At 64.1% G+C, this 14,664-nt stretch carries 11 protein-coding genes; all 11 read right to left on the bottom strand.

What is annotated here, in order from left to right:
• Window positions 1-127 precede the first annotated feature (127 nt).
• Window positions 128-757 (bottom strand): phospholipid-binding protein MlaC, encoded by a 630-nt coding sequence (locus KIT86_RS10140; protein WP_297397881.1) that lies wholly within the window; start codon window positions 755-757, stop codon window positions 128-130.
• An 87-nt stretch (window positions 758-844) separates the two neighbouring features.
• Window positions 845-1,606, bottom strand: coding sequence for a VacJ family lipoprotein (locus KIT86_RS10135; protein WP_297397879.1), 762 nt, complete (start codon window positions 1,604-1,606; stop codon window positions 845-847).
• 109 nt (window positions 1,607-1,715) lie between these two features.
• A complete protein-coding gene (gene mlaD, locus KIT86_RS10130; protein WP_297397877.1) occupies window positions 1,716-2,201 on the bottom strand; it encodes an outer membrane lipid asymmetry maintenance protein MlaD in 486 nt (161 codons plus the stop codon).
• A gap of 15 nt (window positions 2,202-2,216) precedes the next feature.
• On the bottom strand, window positions 2,217-2,999 hold the full coding sequence (gene mlaE, locus KIT86_RS10125) for a lipid asymmetry maintenance ABC transporter permease subunit MlaE (protein WP_297397875.1): 783 nt from the start codon (window positions 2,997-2,999) through the stop codon (window positions 2,217-2,219).
• A complete protein-coding gene (locus KIT86_RS10120; RefSeq protein ID WP_297397873.1) occupies window positions 2,996-3,829 on the bottom strand; it encodes an ABC transporter ATP-binding protein in 834 nt (277 codons plus the stop codon). The genes mlaE and KIT86_RS10120 overlap by 4 nt, the downstream gene beginning before the upstream one ends.
• A gap of 89 nt (window positions 3,830-3,918) precedes the next feature.
• Window positions 3,919-5,385 (bottom strand): glutamate synthase subunit beta, encoded by a 1,467-nt coding sequence (locus KIT86_RS10115; RefSeq protein ID WP_297397871.1) that lies wholly within the window; start codon window positions 5,383-5,385, stop codon window positions 3,919-3,921.
• 35 nt (window positions 5,386-5,420) lie between these two features.
• Window positions 5,421-10,199 (bottom strand): glutamate synthase-related protein, encoded by a 4,779-nt coding sequence (locus KIT86_RS10110; protein ID WP_297397869.1) that lies wholly within the window; start codon window positions 10,197-10,199, stop codon window positions 5,421-5,423.
• Between the two features lie 193 nt (window positions 10,200-10,392).
• Window positions 10,393-11,094, bottom strand: coding sequence for a transposase (locus KIT86_RS10105; RefSeq protein ID WP_297397867.1), 702 nt, complete (start codon window positions 11,092-11,094; stop codon window positions 10,393-10,395).
• Between the two features lie 53 nt (window positions 11,095-11,147).
• On the bottom strand, window positions 11,148-12,347 hold the full coding sequence (locus KIT86_RS10100; RefSeq protein WP_297397865.1) for a CynX/NimT family MFS transporter: 1,200 nt from the start codon (window positions 12,345-12,347) through the stop codon (window positions 11,148-11,150).
• Window positions 12,344-13,534, bottom strand: coding sequence for a deoxyguanosinetriphosphate triphosphohydrolase (locus KIT86_RS10095; protein ID WP_297397863.1), 1,191 nt, complete (start codon window positions 13,532-13,534; stop codon window positions 12,344-12,346). The genes KIT86_RS10100 and KIT86_RS10095 overlap by 4 nt, the downstream gene beginning before the upstream one ends.
• Window positions 13,534-14,655, bottom strand: coding sequence for a 3-dehydroquinate synthase (gene aroB / locus KIT86_RS10090; protein WP_297397861.1), 1,122 nt, complete (start codon window positions 14,653-14,655; stop codon window positions 13,534-13,536). The genes KIT86_RS10095 and aroB overlap by 1 nt, the downstream gene beginning before the upstream one ends.
• Window positions 14,656-14,664: the final 9 nt, after the last annotated feature.

Here is a 14,664-nt window from a genome sequence, read left to right as displayed (position 1 = left end):
GGCGCGGCGTCGATCACGATCTCGCCCTCGCGGCTGGCGCGCGCCGCGGTCCGCAGCAGGGCCAGGCAGGTCTCGGCCTGGGACTGCGTGACTTCGGCGGGCAGCACGAGCAAGGTCATGGCGGTGCTCAGCTGGCGCTGTTGGTCTTGTTGCGCTCGCTCAGCGTCTGCAGCAGCTTGTCGATGCCCCCGGCGTTGATCTGCTGGGCGAACTGCGGTCGGTAGGTGTCGACCAGCCAGATGCCGAGCACGTTCAGGTCGTAGATCTTCCAGCCGGTGCCCTGGCCGGGCGTTTTGTGCAGACGGTAGTCGAGCTGCACCGGATCGCCGCGGCCCTTGACCAGGGTGCGCACCACCACGTCCTCGTCGCCGGGGGCGGAGCGCATGGGTTGCACCTCGACGGTCTGGTCGCTCACCTGGCGCAGCGCGCCGGCGTAGGTGCGCACCAGCAGGGTCTTGAACTCGTCCTGCAATTGCTTCTGTTGCTCGGGGGTGGCCTGGCGCCAGTAGCGCCCCACCGCAGAGGCGGTCATGCGCGAGAAATTCACGTTGGGCATGATCTTGCTGTCCACCAGCGCGATGATGCGGTTCATGTCACCAGCCTGAATGGCCGGGTCGGCCTTGATGGTAGCCAGCACCTCGGTGGACAGGCGCTTGACCATGGCGTCCGGCGCCTCGTCCTGGGCAAGCGAAGGAAGAGAGGTTAAACCCGCGGCGGCAGACATGAACAGGGCGGCGAGCCAGGAGCGGCGTTTCATCATGTGTTCCTTTCGAGGCCAGGCGGCCTTGCTGCAGACATTGCAGCGTAGTTCATCGGGGCGCCCGGATTGTGAAGGGCGTCCCTATCAATCGTTGCGATTCGTATCTGTGTCGGCGCCGTCGTTACCCAGACCGATGCCCTTGTCGATCAAGTCATCAATCTGGTTTTGCCGGCGGTTCAGGTAGAAATCGCGTGTGAAGCTGTATTTATCCAGCGCGGCGTCCTCCAGCAGGTTGGTGGCCCGCAGCAGTCCGGCGCGGGTGTCGACCACGCGCAGCGCCAGCACGGAATTGCGCGAAGGCACGTGATTCATGCTCGACACAGGATCCCCGGTGGCATCCACCACCAGGCCGGTACCGTCCCGCACCGATGAGGGGCCGAGCAATGGCAACACGAGATAAGGCCCCGAGGGCGCGCCCCAGCGCCCCATGGTCTGGCCAAAATCGAGGCGAGTGCGGGGAATGCCCATCTCACTGGCAATGTCGAGCACGCCGGCGATACCGAACACCGTATTCACGCTGAAACGCATGAGGTTCTCGGTCGCCTCGCGCGGGCGCAGTTGCAGGCCGGCATTGACCGACGACCAGAGGTCACCCAGGTTGCCGAAGAAATTGCTCACACCGGTGCGCACCGGGCTGGGTGTGACCTTCTGGTAGGCAGTGGCCACGGGCTTGAGCACGGCGGTGTCCACCGCATCGTTGAACTGGTACACGCCGCGGTTGAAAGGTTCGAGCGGGTCGCGTGGGTTGGCGTCCGGGCCTGTGGCGCAGCCGGCCATCCATGCGAGCGTCAATGCCAGCGCCGTGCCTTTGCAGACTGCCGCGATGGGGCTGTGGTGGTGTGTCATGTTGTGGTTTCCCCTGGGTTGTGCACCCGGCTGTTGTTTTTGCGAACAGCCTGCATTTTCGGTGCGCCCGGAGTGCCTTCGTGAGGGGCGTTGCAAAGCCCCCACAACGCTATTTCGCCGTTTCGGCGTCCTTGTTGCTGCCATCGGCGGCACGGCTGAAGAGGAACTGGCTGATCAGATTCTCCAGGACGATGGCCGATTGTGTCTGGGTCACCACGTCGCCATCGGCGAAGTTGCGCTCGTCGCCACCTGGTTCGATGCCAATGTACTGCTCCCCAAGCAAGCCGCTGGTCAGGATCTTGAGCGAGCTGTCCTTGGGGAAGGCGTAGCGAGATTGCAGCTCCAGCCGGATGCTGGCCTGGAAGGTCTTGTCGTCGAAGGTGATGGACTCGACTCGACCGACCACCACGCCAGCGCTGCGCACGGCCGCCTTGGGCTTGAGGCCACCGATGTTGTCGAAGCGGCCGACCAGGTGGTAGGTCTTCTCGAAATTCAGGCTGAGCAAGTTGGCCGACTGCAGCGCAAGGAAGAGGATGGCGGCCGCGCCAATCAGCACGAACAGGCCTACCCAGAAATCATTTTTGGAAGTTTGCATGTCCATCCACTCCAATCAGATGCTGAACATCATGGCGGTAAGGACGAAGTCCAGCGCCAGCACGCTCAGCGAAGCCACCACCACGGTGCGGGTGGTGGCGCGAGAAACCCCTTCGGGCGTCGGATGTGCGTCGAAACCCTGCAGCAGGGCCACAAAAGTGACGGCAAAGCCGAACACCACGCTCTTGATGATGCCGTTGCCCACGTCGGCCCACACATCCACCCCACCCTGCATCTGGCTCCAGAAGGCACCACCGTCCAGGCCGATGAGCAGCACGCCGACCACCCAGCCACCGACGATACCGACGGCGCTGAACACCGCGGCAAGCAAAGGCATGGTGATGACCCCGGCCACGAAGCGCGGCGCCAGCACGCGTCGCACCGGATCCACCGCCATCATTTCCATGGCGCTGAGCTGTTCGCCAGCCTTCATGAGACCGATCTCGGCCGTGAGCGACGTGCCGGCACGGCCCGCGAACAGCAACGCAGTGACCACCGGACCAAGCTCGCGCATGAGCGAGAGCGCCACCAGCAGGCCCAGCGCCTCGGTGGCGCCGTAGCGCTGCAGCGTGTAGTAACCCTGCAGGCTGAGCACGAAGCCGACGAAAAGGCCAGAGACGCTGATGATGGCCAGCGAGTGGTTGCCCAGGAAATGGATCTGGTCGCGCACCAGCGAGGGCCGGCGCAGCGCCGCCCCCATGAGCCACACCAAGCGGCCAAACAGGCGGGTGCCATGGCCGATGCCAGCGAGCTGCAGGCGCACCGCACGGCCCACGCGGGCGGGATGCAGGGCGTTCATGGGCGTGCTCCCCGGCGGAGGGGGCCGAAATCCTCGAGGAGTTCCGGGCCCGGGTGGTGGAAACGCACCGGCCCATCGGGCAAGGCGTTGACGAACTGGTGCACCAGCGGGTCCTGGCTGTGCCGCACCTCTTCGGGCGTGCCTTGAGCGGCGATCTTGCCGTTGGCCAGCACGATCACCTGATCGGCGATGTGAAAGGTCTCGTCCAAATCGTGCGACACCACGATGCTGGTCAAGCCCATGGCGTCGTTGAGCTGGCGGATCAGACGAGCGGCGGTGCCCAGCGAAATCGGGTCCAGGCCTGCGAAGGGCTCGTCGTACATCACGAGCTCGGGGTCCAGCGCGATCGCGCGCGCCAGCGCCACGCGCCGGGCCATGCCGCCCGAGAGCTCGCTGGGCATGAGGTCGCGCGCGCCGCGCAAGCCCACCGCGTTGAGCTTCATCAGCACGATGTCGCGCACCAGGGCTTCAGGCAACCGGGTGTGCTCTCGCAGTGGAAAGGCCACGTTGTCGAACACGCTCATGTCGGTGAACAGCGCACCAAACTGGAACAGCATGCCCATGCGTCGGCGCGCCTCGTACAGCGCTTTGGGGCCCATGGTGGTGACATCCTGCCCGTCGAACAGCGTTTGGCCCGATTGGCCCCGGATCTGCCCACCGATCAGCCGCAGGACCGTTGTCTTGCCGCCGCCGGACGCACCCATGAGCGCCGTGACCTTGCCGCGCGGCACGGTCAGCGAAATGTTGTCGAGGATGGCGCGCTCGCCATAACCGAAGGTCAGGTTGCGCAGTTCGACCAGAGAGGAGGAGGAGGAGGAATCGATGGGCATCAAACAAAAACCGGGCAGTTCAGCGCCCGGTTTTTGAATGATACGGGATTCACGGCTGAACCCCTGGCACCGTTATGTTTCCGTCAATGTCAGCGCGGCAAGTCGGAAAAACCCATCAGGAACTCGTCCACTGCACGTGCGGCCTGGCGGCCTTCGCGGATCGCCCATACCACCAGGCTCTGGCCACGGCGCATGTCGCCCGCGGCAAACACCTTGGGCACGTTGGTCGCGTAGCCACCCGTGAAGTCGGTGCTGGCCTTGGCATTGCCGCGCGCATCCTTCTCGACGCCGAAGCCGTCCAGGATGGTGGCAACAGGGTTCACGAACCCCATGGCAAGCAGCACCAAATCGGCCTTGTAGGTTTTCTCCGTCCCGGGAATCTCGACGAGTTTGCCGTCCTTCATCTCGACGTGCACGGTGGTAAGTCCCGTCACCTTGCCCTTTTCGCCGATGAACTCCTTCGTGGAGATGGCGAACTCGCGCACGCAGCCTTCCTCGTGACTGGAGCTGGTGCGCAACTTCAGTGGCCAGTAGGGCCACACCAGGGGCTTGTTTTCCTGTTCCGGCGGCTGCGGCATGACCTCGAACTGCGTGACGCTCAAGGCACCGTGGCGGTTGCTGGTACCCACACAGTCGCTGCCGGTATCGCCGCCGCCGATCACGATGACGTGCTTGCCATCGGCTCGCAGCTGCCCCTTGAGCTTGTCGCCAGCGTTGACCTTGTTCTGTTGCGGCAGGAACTCCATCGCAAAATGGATGCCGTCCAGGTCGCGGCCAGGGACGGGTAGATCGCGGCTCTGCTCGGAGCCACCGGTCAGCAGCACGGCGTCGAAGTCCTTCTGCAACTGCTCAGGAGAAATGGTCTCTTCGGCCCAGTTGGTGACCTTGCTGCCCTTGGGCAGGGCTCCGACCATGACACCGGTGCGAAACACAACGCCTTCCGCCTCCATCTGCTTGACGCGCAAGTCGATGTGGCTCTTCTCCATCTTGAAATCGGGAATGCCGTAGCGCAGAAGGCCGCCGATTCGGTCGTTCTTCTCGAACAAGGTCACATCGTGACCGGCGCGCGCGAGTTGCTGTGCTGCAGCCATGCCGGCCGGGCCCGAACCGACCACAGCGATCTTCTTGCCGGTCTTGTGGCGCGCAGGCTGCGGCTGCACCCAGCCTTCGGCCCAGGCGCGGTCGATGATGGCATGCTCGATCGACTTGATGCCCACAGCGTCGTCGTTCACGTTCAGCGTGCAGGCGGCTTCGCAGGGGGCGGGACAGATGCGTCCGGTGAATTCGGGGAAGTTGTTGGTGCTGTGCAGCACGGTGATGGCGTTTTGCCAATCGCCTTGGTACACGAGGTCGTTGAAGTCAGGAATGATGTTGTTGACCGGGCAGCCGCTGTTGCAGAACGGCGTGCCGCAGTCCATGCAACGCGCGGCCTGGACCTTGGATTGCGCCTCATCGAGGCCAACGACGAATTCCTTGTAGTGCTTCAGACGCTCGGGCACGGGCTTATAGCCCTCTTCGAGACGCTCGTATTCCATGAAGCCGGTGACTTTTCCCATGATGCGATTCCTTCGTGTTCGTGCGTGCGGCGGGCTTACTTGGCAGGCGCCGTGGCCTTCTTCGCCGTGGTCTGGGCCTTGGTGGTGACCACAGCCGCGGCCTTGCGGGCATGGATTTCGCCCAGCGCACGCTTGTATTCGTTCGGGAAGACCTTCACGAACTTGCCGCGCGCCTGCGCCCAGGTGTCGAGCAACTCGCGAGCGCGCTTGCTGCCAGTCCAGCGGTTGTGCTCCTCCAGCAGTTTCTTCAACTGCGCTTCATCGCTCATATCGCGGTGCCAGACGGCGCGGTCCAGCGTGGCCTCCTGCTCGGCGGTGGACAACACCTTTTCCAGGCTGACCATTGCCGTGTTGCAGCGCTTGGCGAAGTCGCCATCTTCGTCGTACACGTAGGCAATGCCGCCGCTCATGCCAGCGGCGAAGTTGCGGCCGGTCTTGCCCAGCACGACCACGGTGCCACCGGTCATGTACTCGCAACCGTGGTCACCCGTTCCTTCCACCACCGCAGTGGCACCCGACAAGCGCACCGCGAAGCGCTCGCCAGCCACGCCGCTGAAGAAGGCTTCGCCGGTGGTGGCACCGTACATCACGGTGTTGCCCACGATGATGTTGCGAGTGGCTTCACCCCGGAAGTCGATGCTGGGACGCACCACCACACGGCCGCCGGAGAGGCCCTTGCCGGTGTAATCGTTGGCATCGCCGATGAGGTAGAGCGTGATCCCGCGTGTAAGGAAGGCGCCAAACGATTGACCGCCTGTGCCTTCGAGCTGGATGCGGATGGTGTCGTCAGGCAGACCTTCGGGGTGCACCTTCGTCACGGCGCCCGAGAGCATGGCGCCCACCGAACGGTTGACGTTGCGCGCCACCTCGATGAACTGCACTCGCTCGCCCTTGTCAATCGCTGCACGCGACTTCTGGATCAGGATGTTGTCGAGCGACTTCTCCAGCCCATGCTCCTGCTCCTGGGTGTGGAAGCGTGGCACGTCGGCAGGCACCACCGGCTGAGCCAGCAGGCGACCGAAGTCCAGACCGCGCGCCTTCCAGTGCTCGATGCCCTGCTTCATATCGAGCAAGTCGGCACGGCCGATCAGGTCGTCGAACTTGCGGATGCCCAGCTGGGCCATGATCTGGCGCGCTTCTTCGGCGATGAAGAAGAAGTAGTTCACCACGTGCTCGGGCTTGCCGCTGAACTTCTTGCGAAGCACCGGATCTTGCGTGGCCACGCCCACCGGGCAGGTATTGAGGTGGCACTTGCGCATCATGATGCAGCCCTCGACCACCAGGGGCGCCGTGGCAAAGCCAAACTCATCGGCACCGAGCAGGGCACCGATCACCACATCGCGGCCGGTCTTCATCTGGCCGTCGGCCTGCACGCGAATGCGGCTGCGCAGGCGGTTGAGCACCAGTGTCTGCTGCGTTTCGGCCAGGCCGATTTCCCAGGGACTGCCGGCATGCTTGATGGACGACCAGGGCGAAGCGCCCGTACCGCCGTCATGGCCGGCGATCACCACGTGATCGGCCTTGCACTTGGCCACGCCTGCGGCGATGGTGCCCACGCCGATCTCGGACACCAGCTTGACGCTGATGCTGGAGTGCGGCGCGACATTCTTCAGGTCGTGGATCAGCTGCGCCAGGTCCTCGATGGAGTAGATGTCGTGGTGCGGCGGTGGGGAGATCAGGCCCACGCCCGGCACGCTGTGGCGCAGCTTGCCGATGTAGTCGCTCACCTTGCCACCGGGCAGTTGCCCGCCCTCGCCAGGCTTGGCACCCTGTGCCATCTTGATCTGGATCTGGTCGGCGCTGTTGAGGTACTCGGCCGTGACACCGAAGCGACCAGAGGCCACCTGCTTGATCTTCGAGCGCATCGAGTCACCCGCCTGCAGCTCGTAATCCACTTCGAAGGTGTCCTTGCCCAGCAAGTCCGACATGGTCTGGCCTTGCTTGATCGGGATGCCCTTGAGCTCGTTGCGGTAACGCAGCGCGTCCTCTCCACCTTCACCGGTGTTGCTCTTGCCACCGATGCGGTTCATGGCGACGGCCAGCGTGGCGTGAGCCTCGGTCGAGATGGAGCCCAGCGACATGGCGCCAGTGGCAAAGCGTTTGACGATTTCGGCCGCTGGCTCGACCTCGTCGATCGAGATCGCGGTACTGGGGTTGATCTTGAACTCGAACAGGCCGCGCAACGTCATGTGGCGGCGGCTCTGATCGTTGATGATCTGGGCGTACTCCTTGTACGTGTTCCAGTTGTTCGCGCGCGTGCTGTGCTGCAGCTTGGCAATGGCGTCGGGCGTCCACATATGCTCTTCGCCCCGGGCGCGCCAGGCGTACTCACCGCCGGTTTCAAGCATCGAGGCCAGCACCGGGTCGTCGCCGAAGGCGGCCTTGTGCATGCGAATGCCTTCTTCGGCGATCTCGAACACCCCGATGCCGCCCACGCGACTGGCGGTGCCGGTGAAGTACTTGTCCACCGTTTCGCTGTTGAGGCCGATCGCTTCGAACAGCTGCGCACCGCAATACGACATGTAGGTCGACACGCCCATCTTGGACATGATCTTGGACAGGCCTTTGCCGATCGCCTTGACGTAGTTGTAAATCGCCTTGTCGGCGCTCAGGTCACCGGGCAGCCCCTGGCTGATCGCGGCCAGGGTTTCCATGGCGAGGTAGGGGTGCACAGCCTCGGCGCCGTAGCCGGCGAGCACGGCAAAGTGGTGCACTTCGCGCGCCGTGCCGGTCTCGACCACCAGGCCAGCGGTGGTCCGAAGGCCTTCGCGCACGAGGTGCTGGTGAATCGCCGACAGCGCCAGCAGCGCGGGAATGGCGATCTGCGTGGCGCTGACAGCGCGGTCGCTGATGATCAGGATGTTCTTGCCACCCTTGATGGCGTCCACCGCGCTTGCGCACAGCGAGGCCAGCTTGGCCTCCACACCTTCCCGGCCCCAGGCCGCAGGGTAGGTGATGTCCAGCGTGTGGCTGCGGAACTTGCCCTGGGTCACGGCGTCGATGTCGCGCAGCTTGGCCATGTCGGCGAAGTCGAGCACCGGCTGGCTCACTTCGAGGCGCATCGGCGGATTGACCTGATTGATGTCCAGCAAGTTGGGCTTGGGACCGATGAAAGACACCAGCGACATCACGATCGCCTCCCGGATCGGGTCGATCGGCGGATTCGTCACTTGCGCGAACAGCTGCTTGAAGTAGTTGTAGAGCGGCTTGTTCTTGTCGGACAGCACGGCCAGCGGGCTGTCGTTGCCCATCGAGCCGATGCCTTCCTCGCCATTGGCGGCCATCGGGCTCATCAGGAACTTGATGTCTTCCTGCGTGTAGCCGAACGCCTGCTGACGGTCCAGCAGTTCGGGCGCCACGCGCTCGACACCTGCGGCCTGGGGTTCGGTGGCGGTGATGCGCTGCTCCTGTGCGGACTCGCCGGCCACGGGCGTTTCCACATCATCAAGCCGGATGCGCAGGTTGTCGATCCACTGCTTGTAAGGCTTGCTGTTTGCAAGATTGGCCTTGAGCTCCTCGTCATCGATCATGCGGCCCTGTTCCAGGTCGATCAGGAACATCTTGCCGGGCTGCAGGCGCCACTTGCGCACAATCTTGTTTTCAGGCACGGGCAGCACGCCCGACTCGGAACCCATGATGACGAAGTCGTCGTCGGTGATGCAGTAGCGCGATGGGCGCAGGCCGTTGCGGTCCAGCGTGGCGCCGATCTGGCGACCGTCGGTGAACACAATGGAAGCCGGGCCGTCCCAGGGCTCCATCATCGCGGCATGGTATTCATAGAAGGCCTTGCGGCGGCTGTCCATGGTGGTGTGCTGCTCCCAGGGCTCTGGAATCATCATCATGACCGCCTGGGCCAGCGGGTAGCCGGCCATCGTGAGCAATTCAAGGCAGTTGTCGAAGGTGGCCGTGTCGGACTGGCTGGCGAAGCTGATCGGATAGAGCTTCTGCAGGTCGGCCCCGAGCACCGGCGAGGACATCACACCCTCGCGCGCCTTCATCCAGTTGTAGTTGCCCTTGACGGTGTTGATCTCGCCGTTGTGGGCCACGTAGCGGTAGGGATGGGCCAACGGCCACTCTGGAAAGGTGTTGGTCGAGAAGCGCTGGTGCACCAGGCCCAGGGCGGAGACGCAGCGCTCATCTTCAAGGTCGCGGAAATAGGTGCCCACCTGGTCGGCCAGCAGCAGGCCTTTGTAGACCACGGTGCGGCTGCTCATGCTGACCACGTAATACTCTTTGCTGTGCGTCAGCTTGAGGCGCTGGATGTTGGCGCTGGCGGTCTTGCGGATCACATAGAGCTTGCGTTCGAGCGCGTCCTGCACGATCACGTCGTTGCCGCGACCGATGAACACCTGGCGGATGATCGGCTCCTTCTCCCGCACGGTGGGCGACATCGGCATGTCGCGGTTGACAGGCACATCGCGCCAGCCCAGCAGCACTTGTCCTTCTGCGGCGATGGCACGCTCCATTTCCTGTTCACAAGCCAGGCGGCTGGCATGCTCCTTGGGCATGAAGATCATGCCCACGCCGTACTCGCCTGCCGGTGGCAGGACCACGCCTTGAGCTGCCATTTCCTCGCGGTACAGCGCGTCCGGCAATTGGATCAGCAGCCCTGCCCCGTCGCCCATGAGTTTGTCGGCGCCGACGGCGCCCCGATGGTCGAGGTTCTCCAGGATCTTCAGGCCCTGCTTCACGATGGCGTGGCTCTTTTCGCCCTTGATATGGGCCACAAAGCCCACGCCACACGCGTCGTGCTCGTGCGAAGGGTCGTACAGACCGTATTGCTGGAGGTGCTGCTGCTCGGCTGCCGTGGTCATGGCGCTTCCTTCTCGGTTCGTGGGGGGCTAAAGCAAAAATCGGGAACGCGAGCATATTGCATTGCAACAACAATGCCAAGGAAATTAAATGGGGTCAGATTCCAATTAAACAGCAATCATCACCGGTAAGATATTAATGGGGACAGATTAAAAATGAGTCAAAAGGCTGTGGAGCCTGGCGGGACGCCTTGGCTCATGGGTCTTCGGGGGGGCGGGACGCGGGACGACCCGGGCGCCCACGAGCGATCCGTCGCGGGGTGCGCTTTTGCAACTCGGCTGCGAATGCCGCATCCCCGAGCGCCCACCCGTGCAGCGTGGCGTCCGTAATGGCACCTTGCTCGGCCGCCGTCTGCCCTGAATGCACCAAGTCGGTGTAGGCAGCTTCACGAGCAAACGGCGTGTTGCCCAGTCCCCAGTACACGGGAGGCGTCGTGATCCGCCGGTCCGATGCCTGGCCGATGTAGTGGCGGTGGCTGGACCAGAGATGGTTCTTGGGGTCGGCCACCAGGCCGGCGCGCACGGGATTGAGGTCCAGGTAGACCATGCAGGCGAGCAGATAGCGTTCGGTCTGAACCAGCGTGGACTTGTAACGCCCTTCCCAGAGCGTACCGCTGCGGTGATAGCGGTCGTTGAAGTAACGCACGTAGCGCCGTCCGACGGCCTGCATCATCAGCGGCACGCCTTGGACCGTTTCCGGTGTGAGCAGCAGGTGGAAATGGTTGTCCATCAACACATAACCGTTGAGCGCGACCTGATGCTGGCGCGCGCTTTCACCCACCAGCTCCAGCAGAAATTCACGATCGGCGTCACTGCGCACAATGTCCTGGCGGTTGTTGCCGCGCTGGATGACGTGGTGCGGGTAGCCGGCGACAGTCAGGCGGGGAAGTCGGGCCATGGTGCGGTCAGGTGGGCGTCACCGCGAAGCGGCGACGGAGAGTCCGGCTTCGATTATGGTCGGGTGCGCCACACTGCCTGCAATCGGCTGGCGAGCAACACCCCCAGCAACGAGGATGCACCGGTCACCGTCCAGGTCCATTGCCAACCGCCGACCAGGGTGGCCACCCAGGCCACCAGCGGCGGCCCGAGAAATTGCCCCAGTGCCGAAAACTGTTGCATCCAGCCCACCGTGGTGGATACCGTCTCGTTGTCGGGAGCGAGTTTGACCGCCAGCCCGAACAGCGTCCCGGGAATCAGCCCGCCTACTCCGGAGAAGATCAGCACGGCAAGGTACTGCGCCACCGCGTGACCCTCTGCGCCAAAGGCCACCCAGGCGCCTGCGCCCATGGCCATGTAGGCCAGCGCGAGCACCGCGCCTGGCCGCGCGCCCCTGGCGAGCCACCACCCCCCGCCGATGTTGCCGACCATGTTGATGCCCGCCGCCAGGGCGCTGAGCATGGCCACCGTGGCCCCCGTGTAGCCGGCCTGGTGGTAGATCGTCGGCAGGAAGCCGACCACGGCCAACCATTGCCCCGAATACAGGAAGAACGCCAGAGCCATCAGCCACGGCCCGGGGGCCTTCAACGTGCGCCGCAGTCGCGGGCCCAGGGCGGTCGCCACCGGCGCCGCACCCGCCTGTGCATCGGGGGGCACCCACTTGGCCAATCCCGCCGCTGCCAGCAAGGAAAGCAGCGCCAGCAGCAACCAGGCCCAGCGCCACCCGACGGCAGACAACAAAGGCACGCCGAGCAACAGGGCCATCGAGGTGCCCAGTGGCATGTAAGCGCCCCACCACCCCAGCGAACGGGACAGCGTGGGAGCATGGTGCACACGCTGCCGCAGCAAGCCGGGTGCCGGCAGAACCGCCGACAGGAATCCCATGCCCTCGATCACGCGCGTGGCAAGCAACACGTGAACGTTGGGGGAAAGGGCACCCAAAGCGCTCCCCACCGCGAGCAGCAACAGCCCCGCCAGCATCACACGGCGCGGTCCCAAGCGATCGGCCATCAGCCCGACCACGAGGCCCAACGTCATGCCGGCGAGTTGCACCAGCGACAGCAGGAAACCAGCCTGGACCAGGCTGAGACCCAGGCTTTCACGCAGCACGGGTATGGCGACCGGCAGCTTGCCCACATGCAAGGCGCAGGTCACGCCCACGCCAACCACCAGGACCGCAAGGGGTCTGGGAGCGAGACCAGTCGGCGCCGTCATGGGAACAGCACCGCGCCATACAGACGCTCGTGTTCGCGGATGGCGAATCGGTCCGTCATGCCTGCAATGTAGTCCGCCACCGCGCGTGCCAGGTGCTGCTTGCGCCCATGCGCTTCGGGCAACTCACCCGGCGCGTTCATGTAGCGATCAAACAGGTCACTGACCACGCGGCGCGCCCTGTCGGTGGTCTCCATCACCTGCGGATGCCGATAGAGGTTGCGGAAGAGAAAACGCTTGAGCACCTGTGAGCGCTCTTTCATCCCATCGGAGAAGGCCACCAGCGGTGCGCCCATGCGCACCGCTTCCACGCTGTCGACCGCAGCCGACGCGAGCCGCTCACGCGTGGTGTCGATGACGTCATAGACTTGGTCGCTGAGCATGAGACGAATGGATTCGAACAACAGACGGCGCCCTTGAAGCTTCGGATGCGCCACCAGGGCCGTGCGACGGTAGTGTTCAAACAGCTCCACGTCGGCCATTTGGTCCAGGGTCAGCAAGCCCGAGCGCACACCGTCGTCGATGTCGTGCGCGTTGTAGGCAATCTCGTCGGCCAGGTTGCACAACTGCGCCTCCAGCGACGGCGACCCTCCCTGGAGAAAGCGCGCTGCCACGCCCCCCGGCTCCTGCTGCTCCAACCGCTGGGCATTGGCCTTCGAACAGTGTTTGAGAATACCTTCACGCGTCTCGAAACAGAGGTTGAGCCCGTCGAATGCGGGGTAACGCTCTTCCAGTTCATCGACCACGCGCAAGCTCTGAAGATTGTGCTCGAACCCCCAGCTGTCCGTGTCACCGGGGGCGGCCTGCGCAGACGCGGCCTTCAGGCAGGCGTTGAGGGCATCCTGTCCGGCGTGGCCGAACGGTGTGTGCCCCAGGTCATGCGCCAGGGCGATCGCTTCAACAAGGTCTTCGTTGAGGCGAAGCGAACGCGCGATGCTGCGGCCCAGTTGAGCGACCTCGAGCGAATGGGTCAGACGGGTGCGGAACAGGTCGCCCTCATGGTTCAGAAACACCTGGGTCTTGTAGACCAGTCGCCTGAACGCGGTTGAGTGGATCACGCGGTCCCGGTCACGCTGGAAAGCCGTGCGGGTCGGCGCCTCGGGTTCGGGATGGCGGCGGCCCCGGCTGCGCGCCGGGTCGCAGGCGAAGTCCGCCAGTCCGGCTGGCAAAGCAGCGTTGGACACGGCCATCAGGCCCGGCAACTGGCTTCGATCACCCGCGCCACCATTGCATCGGGAGCCCCACGCACAACGGCCCTCCCCGGACCATCGATCACCACGAACTTGATCGCCCCACCTTCGGACTTTTTGTCCACCCGCATCAGTTCCAGATAGCGACCTACGTTGTCCCGGGCGTCCAGCACTGGCGCCACTGCAGGCAAGCCCGCGCGAAGCACAAGGGCCGTGAGGCGCTCGACAAAGGCATCGTCTACCAGACCCAGGGCGGCGGACAGGCGCGCAGCCATGACCATGCCGCAACCCACCGCCTCGCCATGCAGCCAGGCGCCATAGCCCATGCCCGCCTCGATGGCGTGCCCGAAAGTGTGGCCAAAATTGAGGATTGCGCGCATGCCCGACTCGCGTTCATCCTGCCCCACCACACCGGCCTTGATCTCACAGCTGCGGCGCACGGCGAAGGCAAGCGCGCCTGGGTCTCGTGCCATGAGGGCGTCCATATTGGCCTCTGTCCAGTCGAGGAACGCCATGTCGGCGATCGGTCCGTACTTGATGACCTCAGCCAGCCCCGCGCTGAGTTCCCGGACCGGCAGGGTCTTGAGGACATCGAGGTCGCACAGCACACGCCGAGGCTGGTAAAAGGCCCCGATCATGTTTTTGCCCAATGGATGGTTGATGGCCGTTTTGCCACCCACGGACGAATCCACTTGCGCAAGCAAGGTCGTCGGCACCTGCACGAACGGGACGCCTCGCATATAGCTTGCAGCGGCGAACCCCGTTACATCGCCCACCACACCGCCACCCAGGGCAAAGAGCACCGTCTTGCGATCGCAACCGTGGGACAGCAAGGCATCAAAAATGAGATTGAGCGATTCCCAGGTCTTGTGCACCTCGCCGTCGGGCAGCACCACGGTGTGGATGACCTTGTATTGCGATGACAACGATTCGACCAGACGGTCCCGGTACAAGGGTCCCACGGTCTGGTTCGTGACGATCATCGCGCTGGCGGCGCTGGGCAGACCGGCGTAACTCTCGGGCGCGTCCAGCAGACCGGCACCGATCACGATGCCATAGCTGCGATCGCCGAGATCAATGTCCACCTGTTGGAAACTTGGGGCCGTGTGCTTTGAGGTCATGGGCGCCAA

The sequence above is a fragment of the Hydrogenophaga sp. genome, assembly GCF_026125825.1.
Lineage (GTDB): Bacteria > Pseudomonadota > Gammaproteobacteria > Burkholderiales > Burkholderiaceae_C > Hydrogenophaga.
The sequence above is the reverse complement of the archived record's forward strand: the minus strand, read 5'-3'. Positions and strand labels throughout refer to the sequence as shown.

What these genes read in the sequence shown, in the direction of transcription:
- KIT86_RS10140 (WP_297397881.1), bottom strand. Translation starts at nt 757, where the DNA reads ATGAAACGCCGCTCCTGGCTCGCCGCCCTGTTCATGTCTGCCGCCGCG.
- KIT86_RS10135 (WP_297397879.1), bottom strand. Translation starts at nt 1,606, where the DNA reads ATGACACACCACCACAGCCCCATCGCGGCAGTCTGCAAAGGCACGGCG.
- mlaD (WP_297397877.1), bottom strand. Translation starts at nt 2,201, where the DNA reads ATGCAAACTTCCAAAAATGATTTCTGGGTAGGCCTGTTCGTGCTGATT.
- mlaE (WP_297397875.1), bottom strand. Translation starts at nt 2,999, where the DNA reads ATGAACGCCCTGCATCCCGCCCGCGTGGGCCGTGCGGTGCGCCTGCAG.
- KIT86_RS10120 (WP_297397873.1), bottom strand. Translation starts at nt 3,829, where the DNA reads ATGCCCATCGATTCCTCCTCCTCCTCCTCTCTGGTCGAACTGCGCAAC.
- KIT86_RS10115 (WP_297397871.1), bottom strand. Translation starts at nt 5,385, where the DNA reads ATGGGAAAAGTCACCGGCTTCATGGAATACGAGCGTCTCGAAGAGGGC.
- KIT86_RS10110 (WP_297397869.1), bottom strand. Translation starts at nt 10,199, where the DNA reads ATGACCACGGCAGCCGAGCAGCAGCACCTCCAGCAATACGGTCTGTAC.
- KIT86_RS10105 (WP_297397867.1), bottom strand. Translation starts at nt 11,094, where the DNA reads ATGGCCCGACTTCCCCGCCTGACTGTCGCCGGCTACCCGCACCACGTC.
- KIT86_RS10100 (WP_297397865.1), bottom strand. Translation starts at nt 12,347, where the DNA reads ATGACGGCGCCGACTGGTCTCGCTCCCAGACCCCTTGCGGTCCTGGTG.
- KIT86_RS10095 (WP_297397863.1), bottom strand. Translation starts at nt 13,534, where the DNA reads ATGGCCGTGTCCAACGCTGCTTTGCCAGCCGGACTGGCGGACTTCGCC.
- aroB (WP_297397861.1), bottom strand. Translation starts at nt 14,655, where the DNA reads ATGACCTCAAAGCACACGGCCCCAAGTTTCCAACAGGTGGACATTGAT.